16 protein-coding genes are annotated in these 21,869 nt (G+C 62.6%); 7 read left to right on the forward strand and 9 right to left on the reverse strand.

Annotated features, from left to right (window positions below):
* Positions 1 to 62: 62 nt before the first annotated feature.
* Positions 63 to 518, reverse strand: a complete 456-nt coding sequence (locus MF4836_RS04870) for a tRNA (cytidine(34)-2'-O)-methyltransferase (protein WP_078469395.1) — start codon at positions 516 to 518, stop codon at positions 63 to 65.
* Between MF4836_RS04870 and MF4836_RS04875 the strand changes: the two genes are divergently transcribed.
* The gene (locus MF4836_RS04875) at positions 517 to 957 is read left to right on the forward strand and encodes a hypothetical protein (protein ID WP_078469396.1); all 441 of its coding nucleotides are present in this window, start codon (positions 517 to 519) and stop codon (positions 955 to 957) included. The genes MF4836_RS04870 and MF4836_RS04875 overlap by 2 nt on opposite strands.
* A gap of 843 nt (positions 958 to 1,800) precedes the next feature.
* Here MF4836_RS04875 and ntrC read toward each other — a convergent pair.
* From ntrC to MF4836_RS04895, 4 genes are all read right to left on the reverse strand, one after another.
* Positions 1,801 to 3,237 (reverse strand): nitrogen regulation protein NR(I), encoded by a 1,437-nt coding sequence (gene ntrC, locus MF4836_RS04880; RefSeq protein WP_020299532.1) that lies wholly within the window; start codon positions 3,235 to 3,237, stop codon positions 1,801 to 1,803.
* The gene (glnL, locus tag MF4836_RS04885) at positions 3,234 to 4,319 is read right to left on the reverse strand and encodes a nitrogen regulation protein NR(II) (protein WP_020299531.1); all 1,086 of its coding nucleotides are present in this window, start codon (positions 4,317 to 4,319) and stop codon (positions 3,234 to 3,236) included. The genes ntrC and glnL overlap by 4 nt, the downstream gene beginning before the upstream one ends.
* Positions 4,320 to 4,738: 419 nt before the next feature.
* Positions 4,739 to 6,157, reverse strand: a complete 1,419-nt coding sequence (locus MF4836_RS04890) for an MFS transporter (protein WP_078469397.1) — start codon at positions 6,155 to 6,157, stop codon at positions 4,739 to 4,741.
* A 198-nt stretch (positions 6,158 to 6,355) separates the two neighbouring features.
* Complete coding sequence (locus tag MF4836_RS04895) at positions 6,356 to 7,255, reverse strand: LysR family transcriptional regulator (protein WP_078469398.1); 900 nt, start codon at positions 7,253 to 7,255, stop codon at positions 6,356 to 6,358.
* Between the two features lie 111 nt (positions 7,256 to 7,366).
* Here MF4836_RS04895 and MF4836_RS04900 point away from each other — a divergent pair, with 111 nt between their 5' ends.
* From MF4836_RS04900 to MF4836_RS04915, 4 genes are read left to right on the forward strand one after another with little or no spacing between them, the layout of a single operon-like run.
* Positions 7,367 to 9,088 carry an acyl-CoA dehydrogenase family protein gene (locus MF4836_RS04900; RefSeq protein ID WP_078469399.1) on the forward strand — a complete coding sequence of 574 codons (1,722 nt, stop codon included), beginning with the start codon at positions 7,367 to 7,369 and terminating at the stop codon, positions 9,086 to 9,088.
* Positions 9,089 to 9,120: 32 nt separating this feature from the next.
* A complete protein-coding gene (locus MF4836_RS04905; RefSeq protein WP_078469400.1) occupies positions 9,121 to 10,308 on the forward strand; it encodes a CaiB/BaiF CoA transferase family protein in 1,188 nt (395 codons plus the stop codon).
* Positions 10,309 to 10,344: 36 nt separating this feature from the next.
* On the forward strand, positions 10,345 to 11,892 hold the full coding sequence (locus MF4836_RS04910) for a 3-hydroxyacyl-CoA dehydrogenase (protein ID WP_078469401.1): 1,548 nt from the start codon (positions 10,345 to 10,347) through the stop codon (positions 11,890 to 11,892).
* Positions 11,893 to 11,925: 33 nt separating this feature from the next.
* Positions 11,926 to 13,128 carry a 3-oxoadipyl-CoA thiolase gene (locus MF4836_RS04915; protein ID WP_078469402.1) on the forward strand — a complete coding sequence of 401 codons (1,203 nt, stop codon included), beginning with the start codon at positions 11,926 to 11,928 and terminating at the stop codon, positions 13,126 to 13,128.
* A 16-nt stretch (positions 13,129 to 13,144) separates the two neighbouring features.
* On the opposite strand, the gene MF4836_RS04920 is transcribed toward MF4836_RS04915, so the two are convergent.
* The 4 genes from MF4836_RS04920 to glnA form a co-directional block, all read right to left on the reverse strand.
* Positions 13,145 to 13,663, reverse strand: coding sequence for a DUF4124 domain-containing protein (locus MF4836_RS04920; RefSeq protein WP_078469403.1), 519 nt, complete (start codon positions 13,661 to 13,663; stop codon positions 13,145 to 13,147).
* 70 nt (positions 13,664 to 13,733) lie between these two features.
* Positions 13,734 to 14,288: a chorismate mutase gene (locus tag MF4836_RS04925; protein WP_078469404.1), complete on the reverse strand. Its 555-nt coding sequence runs from the start codon at positions 14,286 to 14,288 to the stop codon at positions 13,734 to 13,736.
* Positions 14,289 to 14,416: 128 nt separating this feature from the next.
* On the reverse strand, positions 14,417 to 16,459 hold the full coding sequence (locus MF4836_RS04930) for a hypothetical protein (protein ID WP_078469405.1): 2,043 nt from the start codon (positions 16,457 to 16,459) through the stop codon (positions 14,417 to 14,419).
* 158 nt (positions 16,460 to 16,617) lie between these two features.
* Complete coding sequence (glnA, locus tag MF4836_RS04935; RefSeq protein WP_020299521.1) at positions 16,618 to 18,024, reverse strand: glutamate--ammonia ligase; 1,407 nt, start codon at positions 18,022 to 18,024, stop codon at positions 16,618 to 16,620.
* A gap of 331 nt (positions 18,025 to 18,355) precedes the next feature.
* On the opposite strand from glnA, the gene thiI reads away from it, so the two are divergent.
* Both thiI and typA read left to right on the forward strand, forming a co-directional pair.
* Positions 18,356 to 19,810, forward strand: a complete 1,455-nt coding sequence (thiI, locus tag MF4836_RS04945) for a tRNA uracil 4-sulfurtransferase ThiI (protein ID WP_078469407.1) — start codon at positions 18,356 to 18,358, stop codon at positions 19,808 to 19,810.
* 137 nt (positions 19,811 to 19,947) lie between these two features.
* The gene (gene typA, locus MF4836_RS04950; protein WP_020299519.1) at positions 19,948 to 21,768 is read left to right on the forward strand and encodes a translational GTPase TypA; all 1,821 of its coding nucleotides are present in this window, start codon (positions 19,948 to 19,950) and stop codon (positions 21,766 to 21,768) included.
* The last annotated feature ends 101 nt before the right edge of the window (positions 21,769 to 21,869 follow it).

Below are 21,869 nucleotides of genomic sequence, written 5' to 3' on the forward strand. Positions count from 1 at the left end.
GCTCGCCGTCGGTTGTGATCTGCGGCTGGAGTGTTTAGCAGTCTTGCGCCAGCGGCTGAAACTTACTTGAAACCCAACTGCCGCCAGCCTTCATAGACGGCGACGGCTACGGTGTTGGACAGGTTCAGGCTGCGGCACCCTTCGCGCATCGGCAGGCGCAGGCGCTGCTCGCCGGGCAGGGCGTCCAGCACTTCGGCGGGCAGGCCGCGGCTTTCCGGGCCGAACAAAAAGGCATCGCCCTCGGCAAAGCTGGCATCGTGGAACGGCCGCGAGCCCTTGGTGGTGAAGGCGAACAAGCGCGGCTGGCCGAGGCTTTCCAGGCAACTGGCGAGGTCGGCATGGCGTTGCAGGGTGGCGTATTCGTGATAGTCGAGGCCGGCACGGCGCAGGCGCTTGTCGTCCATGTCGAAACCCAGCGGTTCGATCAAATGCAGGTGGCAGCCACTGTTGGCGCACAGCCTGATAACGTTGCCGGTATTCGGCGGAATTTCTGGTTGAAAGAGGATGACGTGAAACATGCACGGCTCCGAAGAGAAAGACAGGCTGCATTCTACGCCTGAAGAAGACCCCAGGCCGAAGCTAATGCTGCGGGTGTTCGGCTCGTTGGCGATTGTCGGCTTGATGGTGGGGCTGATGATCGGCCGGCTGACGACCCCCGAGCCCACGCTGCTGCAGCAGGTGGAGGTGCAGCCCGATGGCCTGGTGGTGTGGTTCAGTCAGGAACCCAAGGTGCATGGCGAACATATCGACGGCACCGTGGCGCTGCTGTTCGATGCCCAGGGGCCGGCGCAGAACGGTCGGCTGAAGGTCAATGACAAGGATGTGAATTGGCGGGTCAGGGCGGCGGATGCGGGGTTGCTGCTGAACCTGGTGGCGGCGCGACCGCTGCACGGCGAGTGGGCCGGGACCAAGGTCGACGGGCGCTGGAAGCTGCAGATCCATCTGCGGGAGGAATAAAAGAGGGAATCCCCGGCCTGCCTGTACCAAGGTCCCCAAAACGGGTTGGGCTCGTCGCTGTGAGCGTGATGAGCCTGGTGTAAAAGAGGGAATCCCCGGCCTGCCTGTACCAAGGTTCCCAAAACGGGTTGGGCTCGTCGCTGTGAGCGTGATGAGCCCGGTGTAAAAGAGGGAATCCCCGGCCTGCCTGTACCAAGGTTCCCGAAACGGGTTGGACTCGTCGCTGTGAGCGTGATGAGCCCGGTGTAAAAGAGGGAATCCCCGGCCTGCCTGTACCAAGGTTCCCAAAACGGGTGGGCTCGTCGCTGTGAGCGTGATGAGCCCTGGTGTTAAAGAGGGAATCCCCGGCCTGCCTGTACCAAGGTTCCCGAAACTGGGTTGTGTTTGGGGTATTGCAGGGGGCGTGCCAATGTTCGAAAAGGATGTGGTTGTTGCCGGTATCCATGGTTGAAAGCCCCGTAATACGGGGCTTTTACCTTTTCGAAAGGCCACTGTTCGAATCCGAACTCCGCGAGACTCAAGGCCCGCTCCGTGCCCGATCACGGGGCACCGCGCATTCAGGCAGTGCAAAAGTCGCCTTCCCTGGCCGCCAACATAAATGCCAAGCAGAACTCACATGCCTGTAGCCGCTGCCAAGCCCGCGAGGCTGCGCTGGCCGGGGGATATCGCTCATGGGTGTCAGAGTGGTTCAGAAGTGTTTGGAAGGGCCCGCGTTCGAACGCGGCCCGAGCCTGCGGCAGCGGCTACACGAGTCTGTAGCCGCTGCCGCGCTGGCGAGGCAGCGATGGCTGGGAAGGTCGCCGAAGGGTGTCAGGTGGTTTTGCGGTGTATGCGCGGGCCAGCTCAGCCTTCCTCGCCTTCGTCATCGTCACCGCCGTCGACCTTCATCCCCAACTCCTTGATCTTGCGGGTCAAGGTGTTGCGGCCCCAGCCCAAGAGCACGGCGGCATCGCGCCGGCGGCCTGCGGTGTGCTTGAGGGCGGTCTCGATCATGATCCGCTCGAAGCTCGGCACGGCGCTGTCCAGCAGGCTCGACTGACCACGGGCCAAGGCCTGGTCGGCCCATTGGCGCAGCGCCTGTTCCCAGTTGGTCACTGGCGCCGAGTCCTGCGGCAGGCTCAGCAGCTCTGGCGGCAGGTCGCTGATGTGCACTTCACGCCCCGAAGCCATGACCGTGATCCAGCGGCAGGTATTCTCCAACTGGCGCACGTTGCCCGGCCACGGCAGATTTTTCAGGTATTCCTCGGTCTCGCTTTTCAGCAGCTTCGGCTCGACCGCGAGCTCCTGGGCGGCACGGCTGAGGAAGTGGCGGGCGAGGGTCGGGATGTCTTCGCGGCGATCGGACATCCGTGGAATATGGATGCGGATCACGTTCAGGCGGTGAAACAGATCCTCACGGAATTTGCCGGCGTGGACCAGGGTTTCCAGGTTCTGGTGGGTCGCGGCGATGATCCGCACATCGACCTTGACCGGCGTGTGCCCGCCGACCCGATAGAACTCGCCATCGGCCAGTACCCGCAACAGACGGGTCTGGGTCTCGGCCGGCATGTCGCCGATCTCATCGAGAAACAGCGTGCCGCCATCGGCCTGTTCAAAGCGTCCGCGGCGCAGGTTGGCTGCGCCGGTGAAGGCGCCTTTTTCATGGCCGAACAGCTCGGATTCCATCAGGTCCTTGGGAATCGCCGCCATGTTCAGCGCAATGAACGGCGACGCCGCACGCGGGCTGTGGCGATGCAGGGCGTGGGCCACCAGCTCTTTGCCGGTGCCGGATTCGCCATTGATCAACACCGTGATGTTGGAGTGACTCAGGCGGCCAATGGCGCGAAACACCTCCTGCATCGCCGGCGCTTCGCCGATGATTTCCGGGGTCCGGGCCAGGGCGGGCACCACTTCCAGGCCTTGCTGCTCCTGGGCGTGCTGGTTGGCGCGCTTGACCAGGGACACTGCCTCATCCACATCGAACGGCTTGGGCAGGTACTCGAAGGCGCCTCCCTGATAGGACGCGACAGCGCTGTCCAGGTCCGAATGGGCGGTCATGATAATCACCGGCAAACGCGGGTGCTGCTCGCGGATCCGCGCCAACAGGTCCAGGCCGCTGGCACCGGGCATCCGGATATCGGAAATGATCACGTCCGGTTGCTGGCGCGCCAGGCGACTCATCACGCCATCGGCACTGTCGAAGCTCTGGGTGGTCATGCCTTCCTGCTGCAAGGCTTTTTCCAGGACCCAACGGATAGAACGGTCGTCATCGACGATCCACACGGTTTCACTACGGCTCATGTCGATGGGGCTCCTTGTTCCAGTGGCAGAAAGATCGAGAACGTGGTGTGGCCAGGATGGCTGTCACATTCGATCAGGCCCTGGTGCTGGCTGATGATGTTCTGGGTAATGGCCAGGCCCAGCCCGGTACCGTCCGGGCGGCCACTGACCATGGGGAAGAAGATGGTTTCCTGGAGGTCGGCAGGGATCCCGGGGCCGTTGTCGATGATCTCGATCTTGGTCACCAGGCGATGGCGCACGTGGCCGATGGTGAACTGGCGCATGGCCCGGGTGCGCAGGCTGATGCGCCCCAGGCGCAGTTCATTCTGGCTGCTGATGGCCTGCATCGCGTTGCGCACGATGTTGAGCACCGCCTGGATCATCTGCTCGCGGTCGATCAACACATCGGGAATGCTTGGGTCGTAGTCGCGCACCAAGGTGATGCAGCCCTGGCTCTCGGCTTCCACCAGGCTGCTGACTCGCTCCAGCACTTCATGCACGTTGCACATGGCCAGGGACGGCAGCTTGTTCGAGCCGAGCATGCGGTCCACCAGGTTTCGCAGGCGGTCGGCTTCTTCAATGATGACGTTGGTGTAGTCCTTGAGGCTTTCTTCCGGCAGCTCCCGGGCCAGCAACTGGGCGGCGCCGCGAATCCCGCCGAGGGGGTTCTTGATTTCATGGGCCAGGCCGCGCACCAGCATCTTGCTGGTTTCCTGCTTGGACAACTGGGCCTCTTCCTTGGTGATGCGCAGCAGCCGGTCCCGAGGGTGGACCTCCAGCAGCAGCAAGGTGTCGCCGTTACTCAGAATCGGCGTCACCGCGTAATCCACGGTCAGGGTCTGGCCGGTCAGCGCGGTGAGCATGGCTTCACGCTTGGTGAAGGGATGAGCCTGCTCCACGGCCTGGCGCAAGGAGCTCAGTGCTTCGGCCGACTCGGTGAACAACTCACTGATAAATTGCCCGTGGCTGCGTTGTCCGCTGATGGCCAGGAGCATTTCCGCGGCCGGGTTCATGTACTCAAGGCGCAGGTCGGCGTTGAGCAGAATGGTCGCGGTGGTCAGGTTGTCGAGTAGCAAGCGGTGCAATTGGTCGCTGATGGTCATTAGGACCTCTTTTGGAGCAAAACACTTCGGGGCCGATCCCGGAGTGCGCGCGCGGGTAAAGCGCTGAGTGAGGAAAATGCAAAAACCAAACCAAGGCTCCGAAAAGAAGCGTCAAAGCCCTGAAACAGCTGTTTGAAGCTCGATTGCGTGGCGCTTGGCCAGCTTTGGCGGGTATTTTCGAACCAAAATGGGCCGGGTAATGGGTATCGGGGCGTGCGTGCGCACCAATATAGTGCGCTTCCTGAACGAGCGCTCTAAAGAATAGCCGCTGCCCGTGGCGACGCGATCGGCGCTGCTTTTTTGTGCGGCGCACCACGCACAAGGCCCGCTCGGGGCGGGCCTTGTTATTCAGTCAAAAGCGAACACTTCCTATGGGGGGTGGGAGCAAACTCCCGCGCCACCGGAGGCTGGTCGCTCGGTCAGCGGGCGGGCTGGGGCAATCCGCCCACGTCCTGATGTGCCGGGCGAGGACTGTCTGTCGGGGTGATGGTCGAAGTGCCGGCTTCGCGGGCCAGTTCATCGGCATCCTCCTGCTCGGCGGTCGACAGCTCGGCGGCGTTATGGCCGATGCGTTTGAGCAACAGCAGCATGCACACCAGCGACACCACGGCATAGCAGGCCGATGCGATGGCCACGCCGACGATGCTCCCGGTGCCGTTGAGGATGCTTTGCGCCAGTACCGGCGTGGCGCCGCCCACCAGCAACGAGCACAGCTGATAGGAAATCGACAGCCCGCTGTAGCGCACCCGGGTCGGGAAGGCGCGGGCGAGGATACCGCCGACGGCACCGTAGAACATCGAGTGCGGCACGGTGGCCAGGCACATGCCGAGCACGGCGATCCAGTAATTGCCGGTTTCCACCGCGAAGAACATAGCGGGCATCAGGAAAAATTCCGGCACCACCATCAGCACCACGGCCTTGCGCATATCCATGCGTGACACCAGCACCGCGCCCAGGGGCTGGGTGATGAACTGCACCACCAGGGCGATGATGATCACGCTGAGAAACGTGCTTTGGGTGTAGCCCAGTTCCTTGGTTGCCCAGGACAGGGCAAAGGTGCTTTTGAAGTAGGTGACGTGGATGATCGGCAACACCCCGGCCCCCAGCAGCACGATTTTCCAGTGGCTGCGCAGCACCTCGAGGATCGGCAGCTTGACGGTTTTTTTCTGCTGGATCAGGCGCTTCATGTCGTCCGACTCTTCGAGCTTGAGGCGGATCACCATGCCGACGATGACCAGCGCCGCCGAGAGCAGGAACGGAATGCGCCAGCCCCAAAGCAGGAAGTCCGGCGCCGGCAGCGCACTGAGGGCGAAGAACACCAGGGTCGCCAGCAGGTTGCCGGCCGGTGAGCCTTGCTGAGCGAAGGCGGCGTAGAGAATGCCCTTGCCCTTGGGCGCGCTTTCACTGGCGATCAGCACCGCGCCGCCCCATTCACCGCCTACCGCGATGCCCTGGATGATGCGCAGCACCACCAGGGCGATTGGCGCCCAGATGCCGATCTGCAGGTAGGTGGGCAGCAGGCCGATGCAGGTGGTGGCGATGCCCATCATGATCAGGGTGATGACCAGGGTGGTCTTGCGCCCGATCTTGTCGCCCAGGTGGCCGAAGATGATGCCGCCGACGGGGCGTGCGACAAAGCCGGCCCACAGGGTCAGGAACGACAGCAGGGTAGCGGTGCCCGGTGGCAGGTCGGCGGGGAAGAACACTTTGCCGAAGACCAGGGCGGCCGCGATCCCGTAGGCATAGAAGTCATACCATTCGATGGTGGTGCCGATGAATGAGGCAACGCCCGCTTTGCGGGCTTTTTTGTGGGCAGCAGCTTCCAGGGCGGGATTCATGTTCACTTCCTGCTTGTTGTTATTGTTATGTGCGCCCCGCGCCATTTTCTGCCGAAAATGTCGCGGACATTTCGCTGGGCGAATCGGCGCATGGGGTTCTTGCAAGGTCCGACTGCTCGGAGCCTATACAGGCAGGTATGAAAAAAATAATGATTAAAACTTATTGTTTGATACGTGATTTCGTATGGTCGTCCGGGCTCAGGGCTCCGCTGTTGCGGGTTGTTGCAGGGCCTTGAGCAGCGCCAGGAAACTCTCGGCGGCGGCCGCCGGTTTGTCGGCATGACGAATCGCATGGATCTCTGAAAGCGCGCCCTCGCCCTCGATCTCGCAGTAATGCACCCCTTGTTGCCGAGTCATGGCCAGGGTCTGCGGGACCAGCGCCACGCCCATTTCGTAAGCCACCATCGCCACCACTGTTTGCCAGAGCCGGGTCTCATGGCGGATGCGCGGGCTGAACCCGGCGGCCACGCAGCGGGCGATGATCAGGTCGTGGTAGTGCGGCGAGACGTTACGCGGAAACAGAATGAAATCATCACCGGCCAGTTGTGCCAGGTCGATCCGCTGTTGCTGCGCCAGGGGGTGTCCCTCGGGCAGGCAGCAGAGAAAGGGTTCGGCCAGCACCGGCTCGCAGTGGATGCTCGCGGCGAAGGTGTTGCCATGCACGAAGCCGATATCGATCTGGCCGCGTTGCAGGGCCTGGACCTGTTCGGCGCTGTTCATTTCCATCATCACCACTTCGGTGTCCGGGTGTTGCTGCTCGAAGCTCTTCACCGCCTGGGGCAGGCCGCGGTGCAGGATCGAGTTGACGAAACCGACACTCAGGCGCCCGACAAAACCCTGGGCCGAACGCTGGGTCAGGCGCCGCGCCTGCTCGGCGCGCAGCAGCAGGTAACGCGCCTCGTCGAGCAGCACCTGGCCGGCATTGGTCAAACTCACCGACTTGTTGTTGCGGATCAGCAGCTGGATATCCAGCTGGCTCTCGAGCTTTTTGATGTCGAAACTCAGCGCCGGTTGCGAGATGAACAGGCGAGTCGCGGCGCGCCCGAAATGCAGTTCTTCGGCCACGGCGACGAAGTAGCGCAACTGTTTGAGGTCCATGCTGATCCCCTGCTCTACGATTTGGTTTTCTTATCGTAGTGGAATGATTTTGTATTAGATACTTATCGATGGCGGTTCTAGTCTCGGCGTACAAGAACCAGGAGACGCCCCATGAACGTCGAGCCACACGCCACCGAAGACGGCCTGAACATCCCCGATAGCCGGGGCCTGAATCTATTCGAATGCGATGCCGGGCTGGCCGCGCTGCTCAAGGTTTACCTGCCGGCGCAGGTCTATGGGCAGTGGCTACCGACCTGGCAGCGCCTGGGGGCCAGGGCGGGTGGCGAACTGGACGTGCTGGCCCTGTCGGCCGACAAGAATCCCCCGGTACTGCGGCCCCGCACCCGACGTGGGGAAAACCTGCAAAGCATCGCCAAGCATCCCGACTTCGTTGAGCTGGAGCGTGTCGCCTATGCCGAACTGGGCCTGGCCGCCATGAGCCATCGCCCCGAGCCGGCGCTGCCGCTGGTGAAGTACGCGCTGACCTACCTGTTCGTGCAGGCGGAGTTCGGCCTGTGCTGCCCGGTGAGCATGACCGACTCCCTGACCCGCACATTGCGCAAGTTCGGTGCCCCGGAATTGGTGGAACGCTTCCTGCCGCAGCTGGCGTCACAGGATTTTGACCAACTGTTCCAGGGCGCCATGTTCATGACCGAGCAGGCGGCCGGCTCCGATGTGTCGCGCACCGAAACCCGGGCGCGGCTTGAGAATGGCGAATGGCAGCTGTTTGGCGAAAAGTGGTTCTGTTCCAACCCGGATGCCGACCTGGCCATGGTTCTGGCCCGGCCTGACGATGCCCCGACGGGCATGGCCGGGGTCACCCTGTTCCTGCTGCCCAGGCTGCGCCCCGATGGTTCGCGCAACGCCTACCGGATCCAGCGCCTGAAGGACAAGTTGGGCAGCCGCTCGATGGCCAGTGGCGAGATCACCCTGGAAGGTGCCACCGCGTACCTGATCGGCGAAGTCGGCCGCGGTTTTCAGCAGATGGCCGACATGGTCAACATGTCGCGCCTGTCCAACGGGGTGCGCGCGGCGGGGTTGATGCGCCGTGGCCTCAACGAGGCGCTGTTTATCGCGCGCCAGCGCCGAGCCTTCGGCAAACACCTGATCGAAATGCCCCTGATGCAGCGCCAGTTGCTGAAGATGATGCTGCCCACCGAGCAGGCCCGCTCGATGTTCATGCAGATCGCCACGTTGCTGCCTCGGGCCGATGGCGGCGATGAAGCGGCGCGCAAGTGTGTGCGCATCCTCACCCCGATGATCAAATTCCGCGCCTGTCGCGATGCGCGGCGGGTGACCGGCGATGCCATGGAGGTACGCGGCGGGGTCGGTTACATCGAAGAGTGGAGCGACGGGCGGCTGGTGCGCGATGCCCACCTGGGTTCGATCTGGGAAGGCACCAGCAACATTGTTGCGTTGGATATCGCCCGCGCCGTGACCCGCGAGCAAGCCCTGGAACCCTTGCAGAAAATGCTCGCGCAATTGCTGGCCGAAGCCGACTTGCCGGAGCCCAGCCGGCGCCTGTTCGAGGTGACCCTGCAGCGTACGGTCAGCCACTTCGACGAGGTGGCCCGGCAGCGTCAGGACGAACAGGTGCGCCAGGCCGGCAGCGCCCTGTATCACCTCGCCAGCGCGATTTTCATGGCCTGGGAAGCCTGTCGCCAGGCACCTGACTATCGCCGCCTGGCCTTGGCCCATCTGGTGCTGCAGCACAAGTTGCTGCCCCGCGACCCGCTGCGTTCGGCGCCGGTGATCGACGCCGCGCTGCTGGCGAACCTGGCCAATGAGCGTCCGCTGTCGCTGGCTGAAGCCATGCAGTTGCTGCCTGCCTGAACGGCACTTCCCCTCTTTGCTGGAGAACACTGATGAACCCAACCCAAGGTGCCCTGGCGGGCCTGAAAGTCATCGACCTCAGCCGCGTGCTGGGCGGCCCTTACTGCTCCCAGGCACTGGCTGACCATGGCGCCGAGGTGATCAAGCTCGAACCATTGGGCGGCGACGAAACCCGTGGCTGGGGGCCGCCCTTCGAGGGTGACGATGCCTCGTACTTCAAGGGTGTGAACCGCAACAAGCAAGGGATCGCCGTTGACCTGTCGCGGCCCGAGGGCCTGGATCTGTTGATGCAACTGCTGGAAGGTGCCGACGTGCTGGTGGAGAACTTCAAGCCAGGCACCCTGCAGCGCTGGGGGATCGGTTATGCCGAGGTGCTGAGCCAGCGCTTCCCGGGGCTGATCCATTGCGCGATTTCCGGGTTTGGCGGCGATGGGCCCTTGGGTGGCTTGCCCGGCTACGACGCGGTGATCCAGGCGATGGCGGGCTTGATGAGCGTCAACGGCGAAGGCGATGGCGGGCCGTTGCGTATCGGGCTGCCGATTGTGGACATGGTCACCGGCCTGAACGCCCTGGCCGGGATTCTGCTGGCGCTCAATGAACGTCACCGCAGCGGCCTTGGGCAGTCCCTGGACATCAGCCTTTACGATTGCGGCGTGTCGCTGCTGCACCCGCACCTGGCGAACTTCTTCGCCGCCGGCAAGACCCCGCAGCGCACCGGCAATGCCCACCCCAATATCGCGCCCTACGACAGCTATCGCACCGGCAGCGTGCCGATCTTCCTGGCTGTGGGCAACGACCGCCAGTTCGCCCGATTGTGCGAGCAATTGGGGGCGGGTGCCTTGCTCGATGACCCGCGTTTTGCCAGCAACGGCAGCCGTTCGGTCAACCGTGAGGCACTGAAGCAGGCGCTGGAGCACCACCTGCAAACCCATGACGGCGCGGCCTTGGCCCAGGAGCTGATTGGCCTGGGGGTGCCCTGCGGTTCGATTGCCACCATCGACCAGGTGGTGGCCCACCCCCACACCCGGCACCGGGGCTTGCTGGTGCAGATCGACGATTACCGCGGGGTCGGCTCGCCGGTGAAGTTGTCGCGCACCCCCGCCAGCTACCGCAGTGCACCGCCGGCCCTGGGCCAGGACACGCGCCAGGTTCTCGAAGGCCTGGGCCTGGATGCGCAGATGATCGCCGGCCTGTACGCCAGCGGCATCGTGCGCGGCTAAGCGCGCCATGACTGTTTCATTTTTCGGGAGCGCTTTATGAATGGCGAGTCGGTCTGCCTGAACACCTTGCAATGCATCGGCGTGGTCGGTGCCGGCGCCATGGGCCAGGGCATCACCCAGGTGCTGCTCCAGGCTGGGCTGACGGTGCAACTGTTCGACGCCCGTTCCGGTGCCGCCGATAGTGCCCGCGAACAACTGCACGTGCGCTTCGCCCGGTTGCAGGACAAGGCACGCATGAGCCCGGAGGCAGTGGTGCAGGCGCTGGGCAAGCTACAGGTCATGGACAGCCTGCAAGCGCTGGGCGACTGCCAGTTGGTGATCGAGGCGATCGTCGAAAACCTGGAGGCCAAGCAGCAGCTGTTCCGGGAGCTGGAGCAGGTGCTGGACAGCAGCGCGCTGCTGGCGAGCAACACCTCGTCGCTGTCGATCACGGCCATCGCGGCGGGCTGTCGTAACCCGCAGCGGGTCGCGGGGCTGCACTTCTTCAACCCGGTGCCGCGTATGCGCCTGGTGGAAGTGATCGCCGGCCTGGAAACCGCGCCCGAGATCGCCGGGCAATTGCAGGCCCTGGTGCGGCACATCGGGCACCAGCCGGTGCTGGCCAAGGATTCCCCCGGTTTTATCGTCAACCATGCCGGCCGTGCGTTTGGCACCGAGGCCTTGCGTATTTTGAGCGAGGGCGTGGCGTCGGTGGCGCAGATCGATGCACTGCTGCGTGACGGTGCCGGATTCGCCATGGGGCCCTTCGAACTGATGGACCTGGTGGGCCTGGATGTCAGCCTGCCGGTGATGGAATCGGTCTACCGGCAGTTCTACCAGGAGCCGCGCTACCGCCCCCATCCGCTGCTGCGCCAGATGCAGGCTGCTGGCCATCTGGGGCACAAGAGTGGCCAGGGTTTCTACCGCTATGACGGCGTGCACGACACTCCGCAGCCATCCTCTGTATCAGCGCCACGTGGTATGCCGCCGGCGGTGTGGATGGCCGCCGATGACGAGCTGGGGCATGCGCGTCTGCTGGCCCTGCTCCAGCGCCTGGGGGTGGAGCCGCAAACCGGCCCTAGGCCATCCGGCGATGCGTTGTGCCTGCTGGCGCCCCTGGGCGATGACGCCACTGAGGCCGCCTTGCGTCATGGGGTCGACCCGGCGCGCACGGTGGCGATCGATACCTTGTTCGGGCTCGATCACCAGCGCTGCCTGATGCTCACTCCCTGCACCCGGCCGGACATGCAGCAGGCTGCCCACGACTTGTTCAGTGCTGACGGTGGCCGGGTGACGCTGATCCACGACAGCTGCGGTTTTGTCCTGCAACGAACCCTGGCGTCGATCGTCAACCTGGCTTGCGACATCGCCCAGCAAGGCATTGCCTCAGTTGCCGATATCGATACCGCGGTGCGCCTGGGGCTCGGTTACCCCCAGGGGCCGCTGGACTGGGGCGATCAATTGGGTGCCGAGCGGCTGTTACAGATTCTGCTGCGCATGCACGCCCTGACCGGCGAGCCGCGCTATCGCCCGAGTGGCTGGCTGCGGCGCCGGGTGCGCCTGGGCCTGTCGTTGTGTCAGGCGCCCGAGCCGCTGCTGGCTTGAGTGCTGTCGTCCACCTGCCATGAGAGTTGCGCCATGCTTGATGCCTACATTTACAGCGGTTTGCGTACCCCGTTCGGCCGCTATGCCGGTTGCCTGTCGCGGGTGCGCCCGGATGATCTGGTCGGGCCGTTGCTGGCCCGGTTGATGGAAACCTCGGGCTTGCCGATGGATGAGCTGGAGGAGGTGATTCTGGGCTGCACCAACCAGGCGGGCGAAGACAGCCGCAACCTGGCGCGCAATGCCTTGCTCAGCGCCGGCCTGCCTTGGTGCGTGCCCGGGCAGACGATCAACCGCCTGTGCGCCAGCGGCCTGTCGGCGGTGGTCGATGCGGCGCGTGCCATCACCTGTGGCGAGGGCCAGTTGTACCTGGCTGGCGGCGTCGAAAGCATGTCCCGTGCGCCCTTTGTCATGGCCAAGGCCGAGAGCGCGTTCAGCCGCTCGGCGGAGGTGGCGGACAGCACCCTCGGCGCGCGTTTCAGCAACCCGCGCCTGGTCCGGCTCTACGGCAACGACAGCATGCCGCAGACCGCTGACAACCTGGCGCGGCTGTTTTCCATCAGCCGCGAGCAGGCCGATATCTTTGCCGCGCTGTCCCAATCGCGTTACCAGTCGGCCCTGCAGGCCGGGCACCTGGACGACGAGATCCTGCCGGTCGAGGTGCCGGCGGGGCGCAAGGGCGAGGTGCTGCAGGTCAGCCACGACGAACATCCACGGCCGCAATCCGATTTCGAACGGCTGTCGAAAATGTCGCCCCTGGCTCCGGGCTCGGTGATCACTGCGGGTAATGCCTCGGGGATCAACGACGGTGCGGCGGTGCTGTTGCTCGGCAATCGCGCCATAGGCGAGGCGCATGGGGTGGCCCCGATGGCGCGGATTCTTTCGTCGGCCGCCGTCGGCGTGGAGCCGCGAATCATGGGGATCGGCCCGCATCAGGCCATCGAGCTGGCGTTGCACCGTGCCGGCCTGACCCTGGAGCAGGTCGACCTGATTGAAATCAACGAAGCATTCGCGGTGCAGGTGCTGGCCTGTCTCAAAGTCCTGGGCCTGCGCCATGACGACCCTCGGGTCAACCCGGGCGGCGGGGCCATTGCCATCGGTCATCCGCTGGGCGCATCCGGTGCTCGCCTGGTGCTGAGTGCCTGCCGCACCTTGCAACGCTACAAGCTGCGCTATGCGGTGGTCAGCCTCTGCGTCGGGTTGGGCCAGGGTGTGGCCATGGTCATTGAGCGCGCCTGAGGCCCAGGGCTCAACCTCAAGGCCGGTGCACCCGCAGCAGGTGAAACGTGGTGCTCGGGCTTTGTTGCACCACGTGTTCGCCATCGAGTACCTGGACCGCCAGGCGATGTTCGCCGCGGTCGATATTTTCCAGATGCAGTTCCAGTGCCGTGCCGGGTTGGCCGTAGGGCTGGTCGTCCAACAGCAGGCGCAGGCGATGGGGCCCTTGCAGGTTCGGTTGCAGCAGCACCTGCACGCTGAAGCTACCGTTGTTGGCCCGCAATGCGCCGTCGCGCGGCAAGCCACTGACTTGCAGCACCTCATAGGGCTGCGCCACAACGGTGCGCGGCCTGGCGGCAGCTGGCGGCGTCGGTAACGGCAAGCGGGTTGGGCCGGGAATGGCATGGGTGGGCGTTGGCGCAATGGCCTGGCTGCGGGTGTCGCTTGGCGGCTGATCACTGTAGGCCGGGTTGCCTTGGGCATCGGTGTATTGATAGATCTGCGCCGTCGCCGGCAGACAGATGATCAGCAGCAGGTAGCAAACGGCAGCGCGCATGGCTGAGGGTTCCTGGGCGGCGAGGTGAGGGTCCCAGCCTAGAGCAAGGGGCCGTTCGCGGGGCGCGGGCTTAACCTTTGAACACACAAAGCTCGGCCGTGGCCCGGGTCAGGGCCAGCCTGCGCAGTGGGTCCTGGCTTGCGGCCTGGGTGGCCTGGGCCAGCCACTGCGGGCATTGCGCATCGGTGCGCGATGGGCTGAAGTCGGCCAGTTGCTTCAGCAGGCGTTTTTGTAACTGATCGAGTTGCGGGCGGATCTGCCCCAGCAGATCGGGGCGGGCGCTGTCCGGCGCGTGGCCTTGCAGGTGCCAGGCAGACAGGTGGGCGTATTGCACCAGCTTGTTGGCTTCGATCTGCGCTGCAAAAAACTGCTCCACTTCGCCGGCGGCCAGTGAGTATTGCGCGGCCTGGGCCACGGCGCCGGCAATCACTTCACGCTCCCGGGGGCGGTCTTCCACGGCTTTATGGCTGTCCCATTTGCTCAGGGCCACCTGGTCGGCTATTGCCAGGCGCGCCTCGATACTGCTCAACAACGGGGCGAGAGTGGTCGGGGCGTTGGCTGCGCAGGCGTTGCCGGCCAGCAGCAGGGTCGTCAGGGCGAGGCAGAGTGTGGCGTGCAGGGGCATGGGCGATCTCGGCTGTTGTGGGCAAGTCGGCGGCCATGATGCACGCAAAGGCGCCCGGTCTGGCAAGCGCTCGCCCTGGGCGCGAGGATTTGGCGAGCGCCGGTTGTGACCTGTACCAGGCGCGCCGGTCAGTGCACGGCCTCGGCACTGGTCGGTCTGCGGCAACCGCTGGGGCCGGGGAAGGTTTGCTTGCCGGTCTCGTCATACAGGGTCTTGCAACCGGTAGGGCCCTTGTCGAAAAAGTCGCGACTCTTGATCACGCCATTGGGGTAGTAACACAGCTGCTCGCCGCTCAGGACCGCCTGGTTGTAGTTCTTGAGCTTCTGCTGGTTGATGGTCATCCACTCGAACCCGACCTTGTTGACCCGGCACTCGACCTGGCCGTTGTCGTAGTAGGTGATTTCGCTGACCTGGTCACCCTTGCCGATGACGCGCTCTCGGGTCTTGAGTCCGGTTTGCGCGTTGTATTCGCGGTACTCCTGCAGCTCGCCGTACAGGTAGTCGCGTTCGCTGGTGACCCGGCCCTGGCGGAACTCGCGGGACATGCCGCAGAGGCCGACGGTCGACTGGTAGCTTTGGAAGCGGCAGCGGGTTGCGGCGGAAAAGATCTGGCCATGCTCATCGAGCTGGGTCATCAGGCCAATGAATTCGCTGCCCTCGACGCGCCCGACCGTGGCCGGCGAACCGTCCGCGAGGAAAGTCAGGTACGGGCCCTGCTTGTTGCCGTTCTTGTAGCTCATGTCCGACAGCAGCACCTTGCCGTCGGCGCTGTAGATCAGCGAGCGACCTTCGCGCTGGCCGTTTTCGTAGGCATAGGAATACATCAACTGGCCGCTGTCGTTGTAACCCTCCTGAGTGCCCCAGAGCAGGCCGTCGCGATAGTGCTCGATGACCCGCAGCACGCCCTGGGCGTCGGTGTCGCGCAGTTCGCCCTGCATCTTGTCCGCAACAAAGCTGACGCTGTGGGTGTGACCATCGGCGGCCTTGAGTTGCCAGGGCCCGCTCTTCAGGCCCCGGTCGTAGCTGCCGCTGCCGGCGGTGGTCAGCCAGGGCCCCTGGCGCAGGTCATCGCGGTAGTCGCCCCGCTCCAGCACCGCGCCACCTTCGCGGCTTTCACTGGGGCCGTTGCGCAGGTCATGGAGGTAGGTGACGAAGCCGCCGTCTTCCAGGGCTTCGGAGTCGCTCAGCTTGATGTCCCAGCGTCCTTCCCGCAGGTCGTCGCGATACAGACCGGTCATGCCGTAGCCTTCGCTTTCATTGGACAGGCTCCATTGGCCCTGGCGCTTGCCGTCGACATAGGGCCCGTGGGACCAACTGTTGGACGGTCCGGCAAAGCCCCACTCGCCGTTGCGTTGGCCATGGGTGTAAGGCCCGCGAGAGGCGATGGCCCCGTTTTCGCTGTAGGCCACGGAGGGCCCGTCTTCGCTGCCGGTCAGGCGCGCGGGTTCGGTGTCCCAGGTCACGCGGCTGGCCTGGTAGTTGTAGAGCTGGCGCGGGCCGTCGACCAGGGCCGGGCTCTGGTCGCGCTGATAGGTGACGCTGAGAAAGCGCCCCTGTTTTTCGCCAAAGGTCTTTTTGTAGCTGTAGGCCTCGGCACCTGGCGAGGTATTGCCCAGGGGCTGGCCGTCCTGGCCGAAGTAACCCACCAGGGTCCCGGCGCTGTGGTCGAGCTGGTCGAACTCGGCAATGCCCGAATCTTCGTAGGAAACCCGGTAATTGAGCGGCGTGAGCTGGCTCAGGGCCTGGTTCACCGTGCGTGCGTCGAGTTTGCGCTGGCCCTGGGTAATGCGGTCCAGGGCTTTTTGCAGATTGCCCAGGCGGCTGTAGAGGTGGTCGTTGTCGTCATAACGGTAGGCGCGCAGGTGATAGTTGCCCTGCAGCTTGAACAGCACCAGGCGTGTCAGGTGCTGGTTATCCAGGGCGATGTTGAACACCGACTCGATCGAGGCCTTGCCGAAATCGTCCAGCAATTGCGCCTGGCTTTGCGCCTCATCGACCGCGTAATAGCCCCGCACTCCGGCAGGCGTCTTGATAAAGGCCAGGGTCGCCGAGCTTTCCGCCAGGCCGGTGATCAGCGGATGGGCCAGGGTCTTGCCTTCGTAGAAGGGCGCAGCCTGGGCCTGGCTCAAAGCCAGGCAAGCGATCAGGCCGAGCGCGCGTGTCCATTGCATACCATTCCTTCGTCAATGCGCCGCACCGAGGGTGCGCGAGGCGCGGATTATCCACCGAAGGGGCGAGCGAAGGAACAATCGCGGCCAATGGCCGGGCAATAAAAAAGGCCTCCCGAAGGAGGCCTCTTGGTTACGCCGCTTGCGCGGGCGTCACGGGATCAGCAGCTGTAGTACAGCTCGTATTCCAGTGGGTGCACGAAGGTACGAACCTTGATTTCTTCTTCGCTTTTCAGGGCGATGTAAGCGTCGATGAAGTCGTCGCTGAAAACGCCGCCTTTGGTCAGGAACGCACGACCTTTGTCCAGCTCTTCCAGGGCTTCTTTCAGGCTGCCGCAAACTTGTGGGATCTCTTTGGCCTCTTCAGGCGGCAGGTCATACAGGTTTTTGTCAGCAGCGTCGCCAGGGTGGATCTTGTTCTGGATGCCGTCCAGGCCAGCCATCAGCAGTGCAGCGAAGCCCAGGTACGGGTTGGCTGCTGGATCCGGGAAGCGGGCTTCGATACGGCGAGCGCGAGGGCTGGACACGTAAGGAATACGGATCGAAGCGGAACGGTTGCGAGCCGAGTAGGCCAGCATCACGGGTGCTTCGAAACCTGGGACCAGACGCTTGTAGGAGTTGGTCGACGGGTTGGTGAAGCCGTTCAGGGCCTTACCGTGCTTGATGATGCCGCCGATGAAGTACAGGGCGGTGTCGGACAGGCCGGCATAACCTTCGCCAGCGAAGGTGTTCTTGCCATCTTTGGCGATGGACAGGTGAACGTGCATACCCGAGCCGTTGTCGCCGTACAGAGGCTTAGGCATGAAGGTAGCGGTACGGCCGTAGGCATCAGCCACGTTGTGTACGCAGTACTTCAGGGTCTGAACTTCGTCAGCCTTGGCTACCAGGGTGTTGAACTTGACGCCGATTTCGTTCTGGCCGGCAGTCGCCACTTCGTGGTGGTGAACTTCGATGACCAGGCCCATTTCTTCCATGGCGTTGCACATGGAGGTACGGATTTCGTGGTCGTGGTCGAACGGAGGAACCGGGAAGTAGCCGCCCTTGATACCTGGACGGTGGCCACGGTTGCCGCCTTCCACGTCCTGGTCGGACATCCACGAACCTTGTTCGGAGAAGATTTTGAACATGGAACCGGAGATGTCGGACTTGAACTTCACTTCGTCGAAGATGAAGAACTCAGGCTCCGGGCCTACGAATACGGTGTCGCCGATACCGGTCGACTTCAGGTATTCCTCGGCACGCTTGGCGATGGCCCGTGGGTCACGGTCGTAGCCTTGCATGGTCGAAGGCTCGATCACGTCGCAGACCAGGATCAGGGTCGGCTCTTCGGTGAACGGGTCGAGTACGGCAGTGGTGTCGTCCGGCATCAGGATCATGTCGGAGGCTTCGATGCCTTTCCAGCCAGCAATGGAGGAGCCGTCGAACATTTTGCCTTCTTCGAAGAAGGCGTCATCCAGCGCGTCACGGGCCGGCATGGTCACGTGGTGCTGAGTGCCTTTGGTATCAGTGAAGCGCAGATCAATCCACTTGACGTCATGATCTTTGATGAGTTGAACCGACTTCGACATAGTGTCCTCCGGGTGGCTTCGGGCTAAGTAGTGGAATGCCCTTAGAATGTGGGTGATGCCGGCGCGAATACTCGACCAAGGCAACCTGCCTCACAAGGGAGCAAATTGCATGCCAGTGCCCCGACTTGGGTTTTCTGCCCCAAACTCACGCATATAAAGGTGCAATCCGCCGTTTTCGGGAAAATCGCGCACCGCAATGTGGCGCTGATAAATCAAAATGACCTGTTTTGGTGCATCGAAAACCATCTGTACATAAACTGGTTAAACCTTGAGCAATTTCCGCTATAATCCGCGCCCCCCTTTTTCGGCTGGCCCTGCGCGCGCTGTTTTCATGAAACTAATCGTTAAAGTTTTCCCGGAAATCACCATCAAGAGCCGCCCGGTACGGATGCGTTTCATCCGTCAGTTGGCGAAAAACATCCGTGCCGTGCTCCGCGATCTGGACCCGGCTGTGGTGGTCAATGGTGTCTGGGACAACCTCGAGCTTGAAACCGCGCTCACTGACCCCAAATCCTTGAAGGACATGACCGAGCGCCTGAGTTGCATGCCGGGCATCGCGCATTTCCTGCAGGTCGACGAGTACCCGCTGGGTGACTTCGACGACATCGTCGCCAAGTGCAAGCAGCACTTCGGCGAAGCCCTGGCGGGGAAGATTTTTTCCGTGCGCTGCAAGCGTGCCGGCAAGCATGAATTCACCTCCATGGAGGTCGAAAAATACGTCGGCAGCCAGCTGCGTCGTCAGTGCGGCGCCGCCGGAATCTCCCTGAAAGAGCCGGAAATCGAAGTTCGCATCGAAATTCGCGACCAACGGTTGTTTGTGATCCACAACCAGCACAACAGCATCGGCGGCTACCCCCTGGGCGCCCTGGAACAGACCCTGGTCCTGATGTCCGGCGGTTTCGATTCCACGGTGGCGGCGTACCAGATCATGCGCCGCGGGCTGATGAGTCATTTCTGCTTCTTCAACCTGGGCGGGCGTGCCCACGAATTGGGCGTGATGGAAGTCGCGCACTTTATCTGGAAGAAGTACGGCAGCTCCCAGCGCGTGCTGTTCGTCAGCGTGCCGTTCGAGGAAGTGCTGGGAGAAATTCTCGGCAAAGTCGATAACAGTCATATGGGCGTAGTATTGAAGCGTATGATGTTGCGCGCTGCGTCGAGAATCGCCGACCGCCTGGAGATCGATGCCCTGGTCACCGGTGAAGCGATTTCCCAGGTGTCGAGCCAGACGCTGCCGAACCTGTCCGTGATCGACTGCGTGACCGACAAGCTGGTGCTGCGCCCGCTGATCGCCAGCCACAAGCAGGACATCATCGACCTGGCGAATGAAATCGGCACCGCCGACTTCGCCAAGCACATGCCGGAATATTGCGGGGTCATCTCGGTGAACCCCAAGACCCACGCCAAGCGCCCGCGCGTGGAGCATGAAGAGAAAGAATTCGATATGGCGGTTCTGGAGCGTGCGCTCGAGAACGCCAAGCTGGTGCCGATCGATCGAGTGATCGACGAGTTGGGCCAGGATTTGCAGATCGAAGAAGTCAGCGAAGCGCTGGCCGGTCAGATCGTGATCGACATCCGTCACCCGGATGCTCAGGAAGATCAGCCGCTGGAGCTTGCTGGCATTGAGGTACAAGCGATGCCGTTTTATGCACTGAACGCTCGTTTCAAGGAACTGGACCCTACTCGCCAGTACCTGCTCTATTGCGACAAAGGCGTGATGAGTCGCCTGCATGCCCACCATTTGCTCAGTGAGGGACATGCCAATGTGCGCGTTTATCGACCGAGCTAAGTGCCCGGGGATGTTTGCCTGTGGCCTGCGTCACCGGCCCCCCGACGCCGCCGTCGAGCTGTAACGGCTTTACGGACGCAACGTTAATCGCTGCCACGACCTGTCAGCACACCGAATCCTCTGATCGAGATACACAAGTGATCGAAAATCTACGCAACATCGCCATCATTGCTCACGTTGACCACGGTAAAACCACCCTGGTAGACAAACTCTTGCGTCAATCCGGCACTCTGGAGCGCAACGAGCTCAACGACGAGCGCGTGATGGACTCCAACGACCAGGAGAAAGAGCGCGGTATTACCATTCTGGCGAAAAACACCGCCATCAACTGGAACGGCTACCACATCAACATCGTGGACACCCCGGGCCACGCCGACTTCGGCGGCGAAGTTGAACGTGTAATGTCGATGGTTGACTCCGTTCTGCTGCTGGTTGATGCCCAGGACGGCCCTATGCCGCAAACCCGTTTTGTGACCAAGAAGGCTTTCGAAGCCGGCCTGCGTCCAATCGTGGTAATCAACAAGGTTGACCGTCCAGGCGCGCGTCCGGACTGGGTTCTGGACCAGATCTTCGACCTGTTCGACAACCTGGGTGCTACCGAAGAACAGCTGGACTTCAAAGTGGTTTACGCCTCCGCCCTGAACGGTATTGCTGGTCTTGACCACACCGACATGGCTGAAGACATGACCCCGCTGTACCAGTCGATCGTCGACAACGTACCAGCACCAGCTGTTGACCGTGACGGTCCGTTCCAGATGCAAATCTCGGCTCTGGACTACAACAGCTTCCTGGGTGTTATCGGCGTTGGCCGTATCGCTCGTGGTCGCGTCAAGCCGAACACTCCGGTCGTGGCTATCGACGCCGACGGCAAGAAGCGCAACGGTCGTATCCTCAAGCTGATGGGTCACCACGGCCTGCACCGCATCGACGTTGAAGAAGCAGCTGCCGGCGACATCGTCTGCATCAGCGGCTTCGACCAGCTGTTCATCTCCGACACCCTGTGCGACCCAACCGCTGTTGAAGCGATGAAGCCGCTGACCGTTGACGAGCCAACCGTTTCCATGACCTTCCAGGTAAACGACTCGCCATTCTGCGGTAAAGAAGGCAAGTTCGTGACCAGCCGTAACATCAAGGAACGTCTGGACAAAGAGCTGCTCTACAACGTTGCTCTGCGCGTTGAAGAAGGCGACTCGGCTGACAAGTTCAAGGTCTCCGGCCGTGGTGAGCTGCACCTCTCGGTACTGATCGAAACCATGCGTCGCGAAGGCTTCGAAATGGGTGTTGGTCGTCCGGAAGTGATCATCCGCATGGTTGACGGCGTGAAGCACGAACCGTACGAAAACGTGACCATCGACCTGCCGGAAGAATCGCAAGGTTCGATCATGGAGCAGATCGGTATCCGTAAAGGCGACCTGACCAACATGGTTCCGGATGGCAAGGGCCGTGTGCGCCTTGAGTACAACATCCCGGCTCGTGGCCTGATCGGTTTCCGTAACGAGTTCCTGACCCTGACCTCCGGTGCAGGCATCCTGACCTCGATCTTCGACCGTTACGACGTGATGAAGTCCGGCGACATGTCCGGCCGTCAGAACGGCGTGCTGGTATCGGTTGCTACCGGTAAGGCGCTGACCTACTCGCTGGAAACCCTGCAGTCCCGTGGCAAGCTGTTCATCGAACACGGCCAGGACATCTATGAAGGTCAAATCGTTGGTCTGAACAGCCGCGACAACGACCTGGGTGTGAACCCAACCAAAGGCAAGAAGCTCGACAACATGCGTGCTTCGGGTAAAGACGAAACCATCGCTCTGGTTCCGCCTGTACGTTTCACTCTGGAGCAAGCTCTGGAATTCGTACAAGAAGACGAGCTGTGTGAAGTCACTCCTAAGTCCATCCGTCTTCGCAAGAAGATCCTGGGCGAAAGCGAGCGTACCCGCGCTGCCAAGAAAAGCAGTAACTAAGTCATTTAGTTAGCTGCAAAAAAACGCCCCCGACCGCAAGGTCGGGGGCGTTTTTGTTTGTCTGGGCTTTATGGCCTGGCAACGACCTTGTGGCGAGGGAG

The sequence above is a fragment of the Pseudomonas sp. MF4836 genome (genome assembly GCF_002018875.1).
Lineage (GTDB): Bacteria > Pseudomonadota > Gammaproteobacteria > Pseudomonadales > Pseudomonadaceae > Aquipseudomonas.

Bases quoted from the DNA above. Each gene is read 5' to 3' on its own strand.
- MF4836_RS04875 (WP_078469396.1), top strand. From the start codon at position 517: ATGCACGGCTCCGAAGAGAAAGACAGGCTGCATTCTACGCCTGAAGAA.
- MF4836_RS04870 (WP_078469395.1), bottom strand. From the start codon at position 518: ATGTTTCACGTCATCCTCTTTCAACCAGAAATTCCGCCGAATACCGGC.
- ntrC (WP_020299532.1), bottom strand. From the start codon at position 3,237: ATGAGCCGTAGTGAAACCGTGTGGATCGTCGATGACGACCGTTCTATC.
- glnL (WP_020299531.1), bottom strand. From the start codon at position 4,319: ATGACCATCAGCGACCAATTGCACCGCTTGCTACTCGACAACCTGACC.
- MF4836_RS04890 (WP_078469397.1), bottom strand. From the start codon at position 6,157: ATGAATCCCGCCCTGGAAGCTGCTGCCCACAAAAAAGCCCGCAAAGCG.
- MF4836_RS04895 (WP_078469398.1), bottom strand. From the start codon at position 7,255: ATGGACCTCAAACAGTTGCGCTACTTCGTCGCCGTGGCCGAAGAACTG.
- MF4836_RS04900 (WP_078469399.1), top strand. From the start codon at position 7,367: ATGAACGTCGAGCCACACGCCACCGAAGACGGCCTGAACATCCCCGAT.
- MF4836_RS04905 (WP_078469400.1), top strand. From the start codon at position 9,121: ATGAACCCAACCCAAGGTGCCCTGGCGGGCCTGAAAGTCATCGACCTC.
- MF4836_RS04910 (WP_078469401.1), top strand. From the start codon at position 10,345: ATGAATGGCGAGTCGGTCTGCCTGAACACCTTGCAATGCATCGGCGTG.
- MF4836_RS04915 (WP_078469402.1), top strand. From the start codon at position 11,926: ATGCTTGATGCCTACATTTACAGCGGTTTGCGTACCCCGTTCGGCCGC.
- MF4836_RS04920 (WP_078469403.1), bottom strand. From the start codon at position 13,663: ATGCGCGCTGCCGTTTGCTACCTGCTGCTGATCATCTGTCTGCCGGCG.
- MF4836_RS04925 (WP_078469404.1), bottom strand. From the start codon at position 14,288: ATGCCCCTGCACGCCACACTCTGCCTCGCCCTGACGACCCTGCTGCTG.
- MF4836_RS04930 (WP_078469405.1), bottom strand. From the start codon at position 16,459: ATGCAATGGACACGCGCGCTCGGCCTGATCGCTTGCCTGGCTTTGAGC.
- glnA (WP_020299521.1), bottom strand. From the start codon at position 18,024: ATGTCGAAGTCGGTTCAACTCATCAAAGATCATGACGTCAAGTGGATT.
- thiI (WP_078469407.1), top strand. From the start codon at position 18,356: ATGAAACTAATCGTTAAAGTTTTCCCGGAAATCACCATCAAGAGCCGC.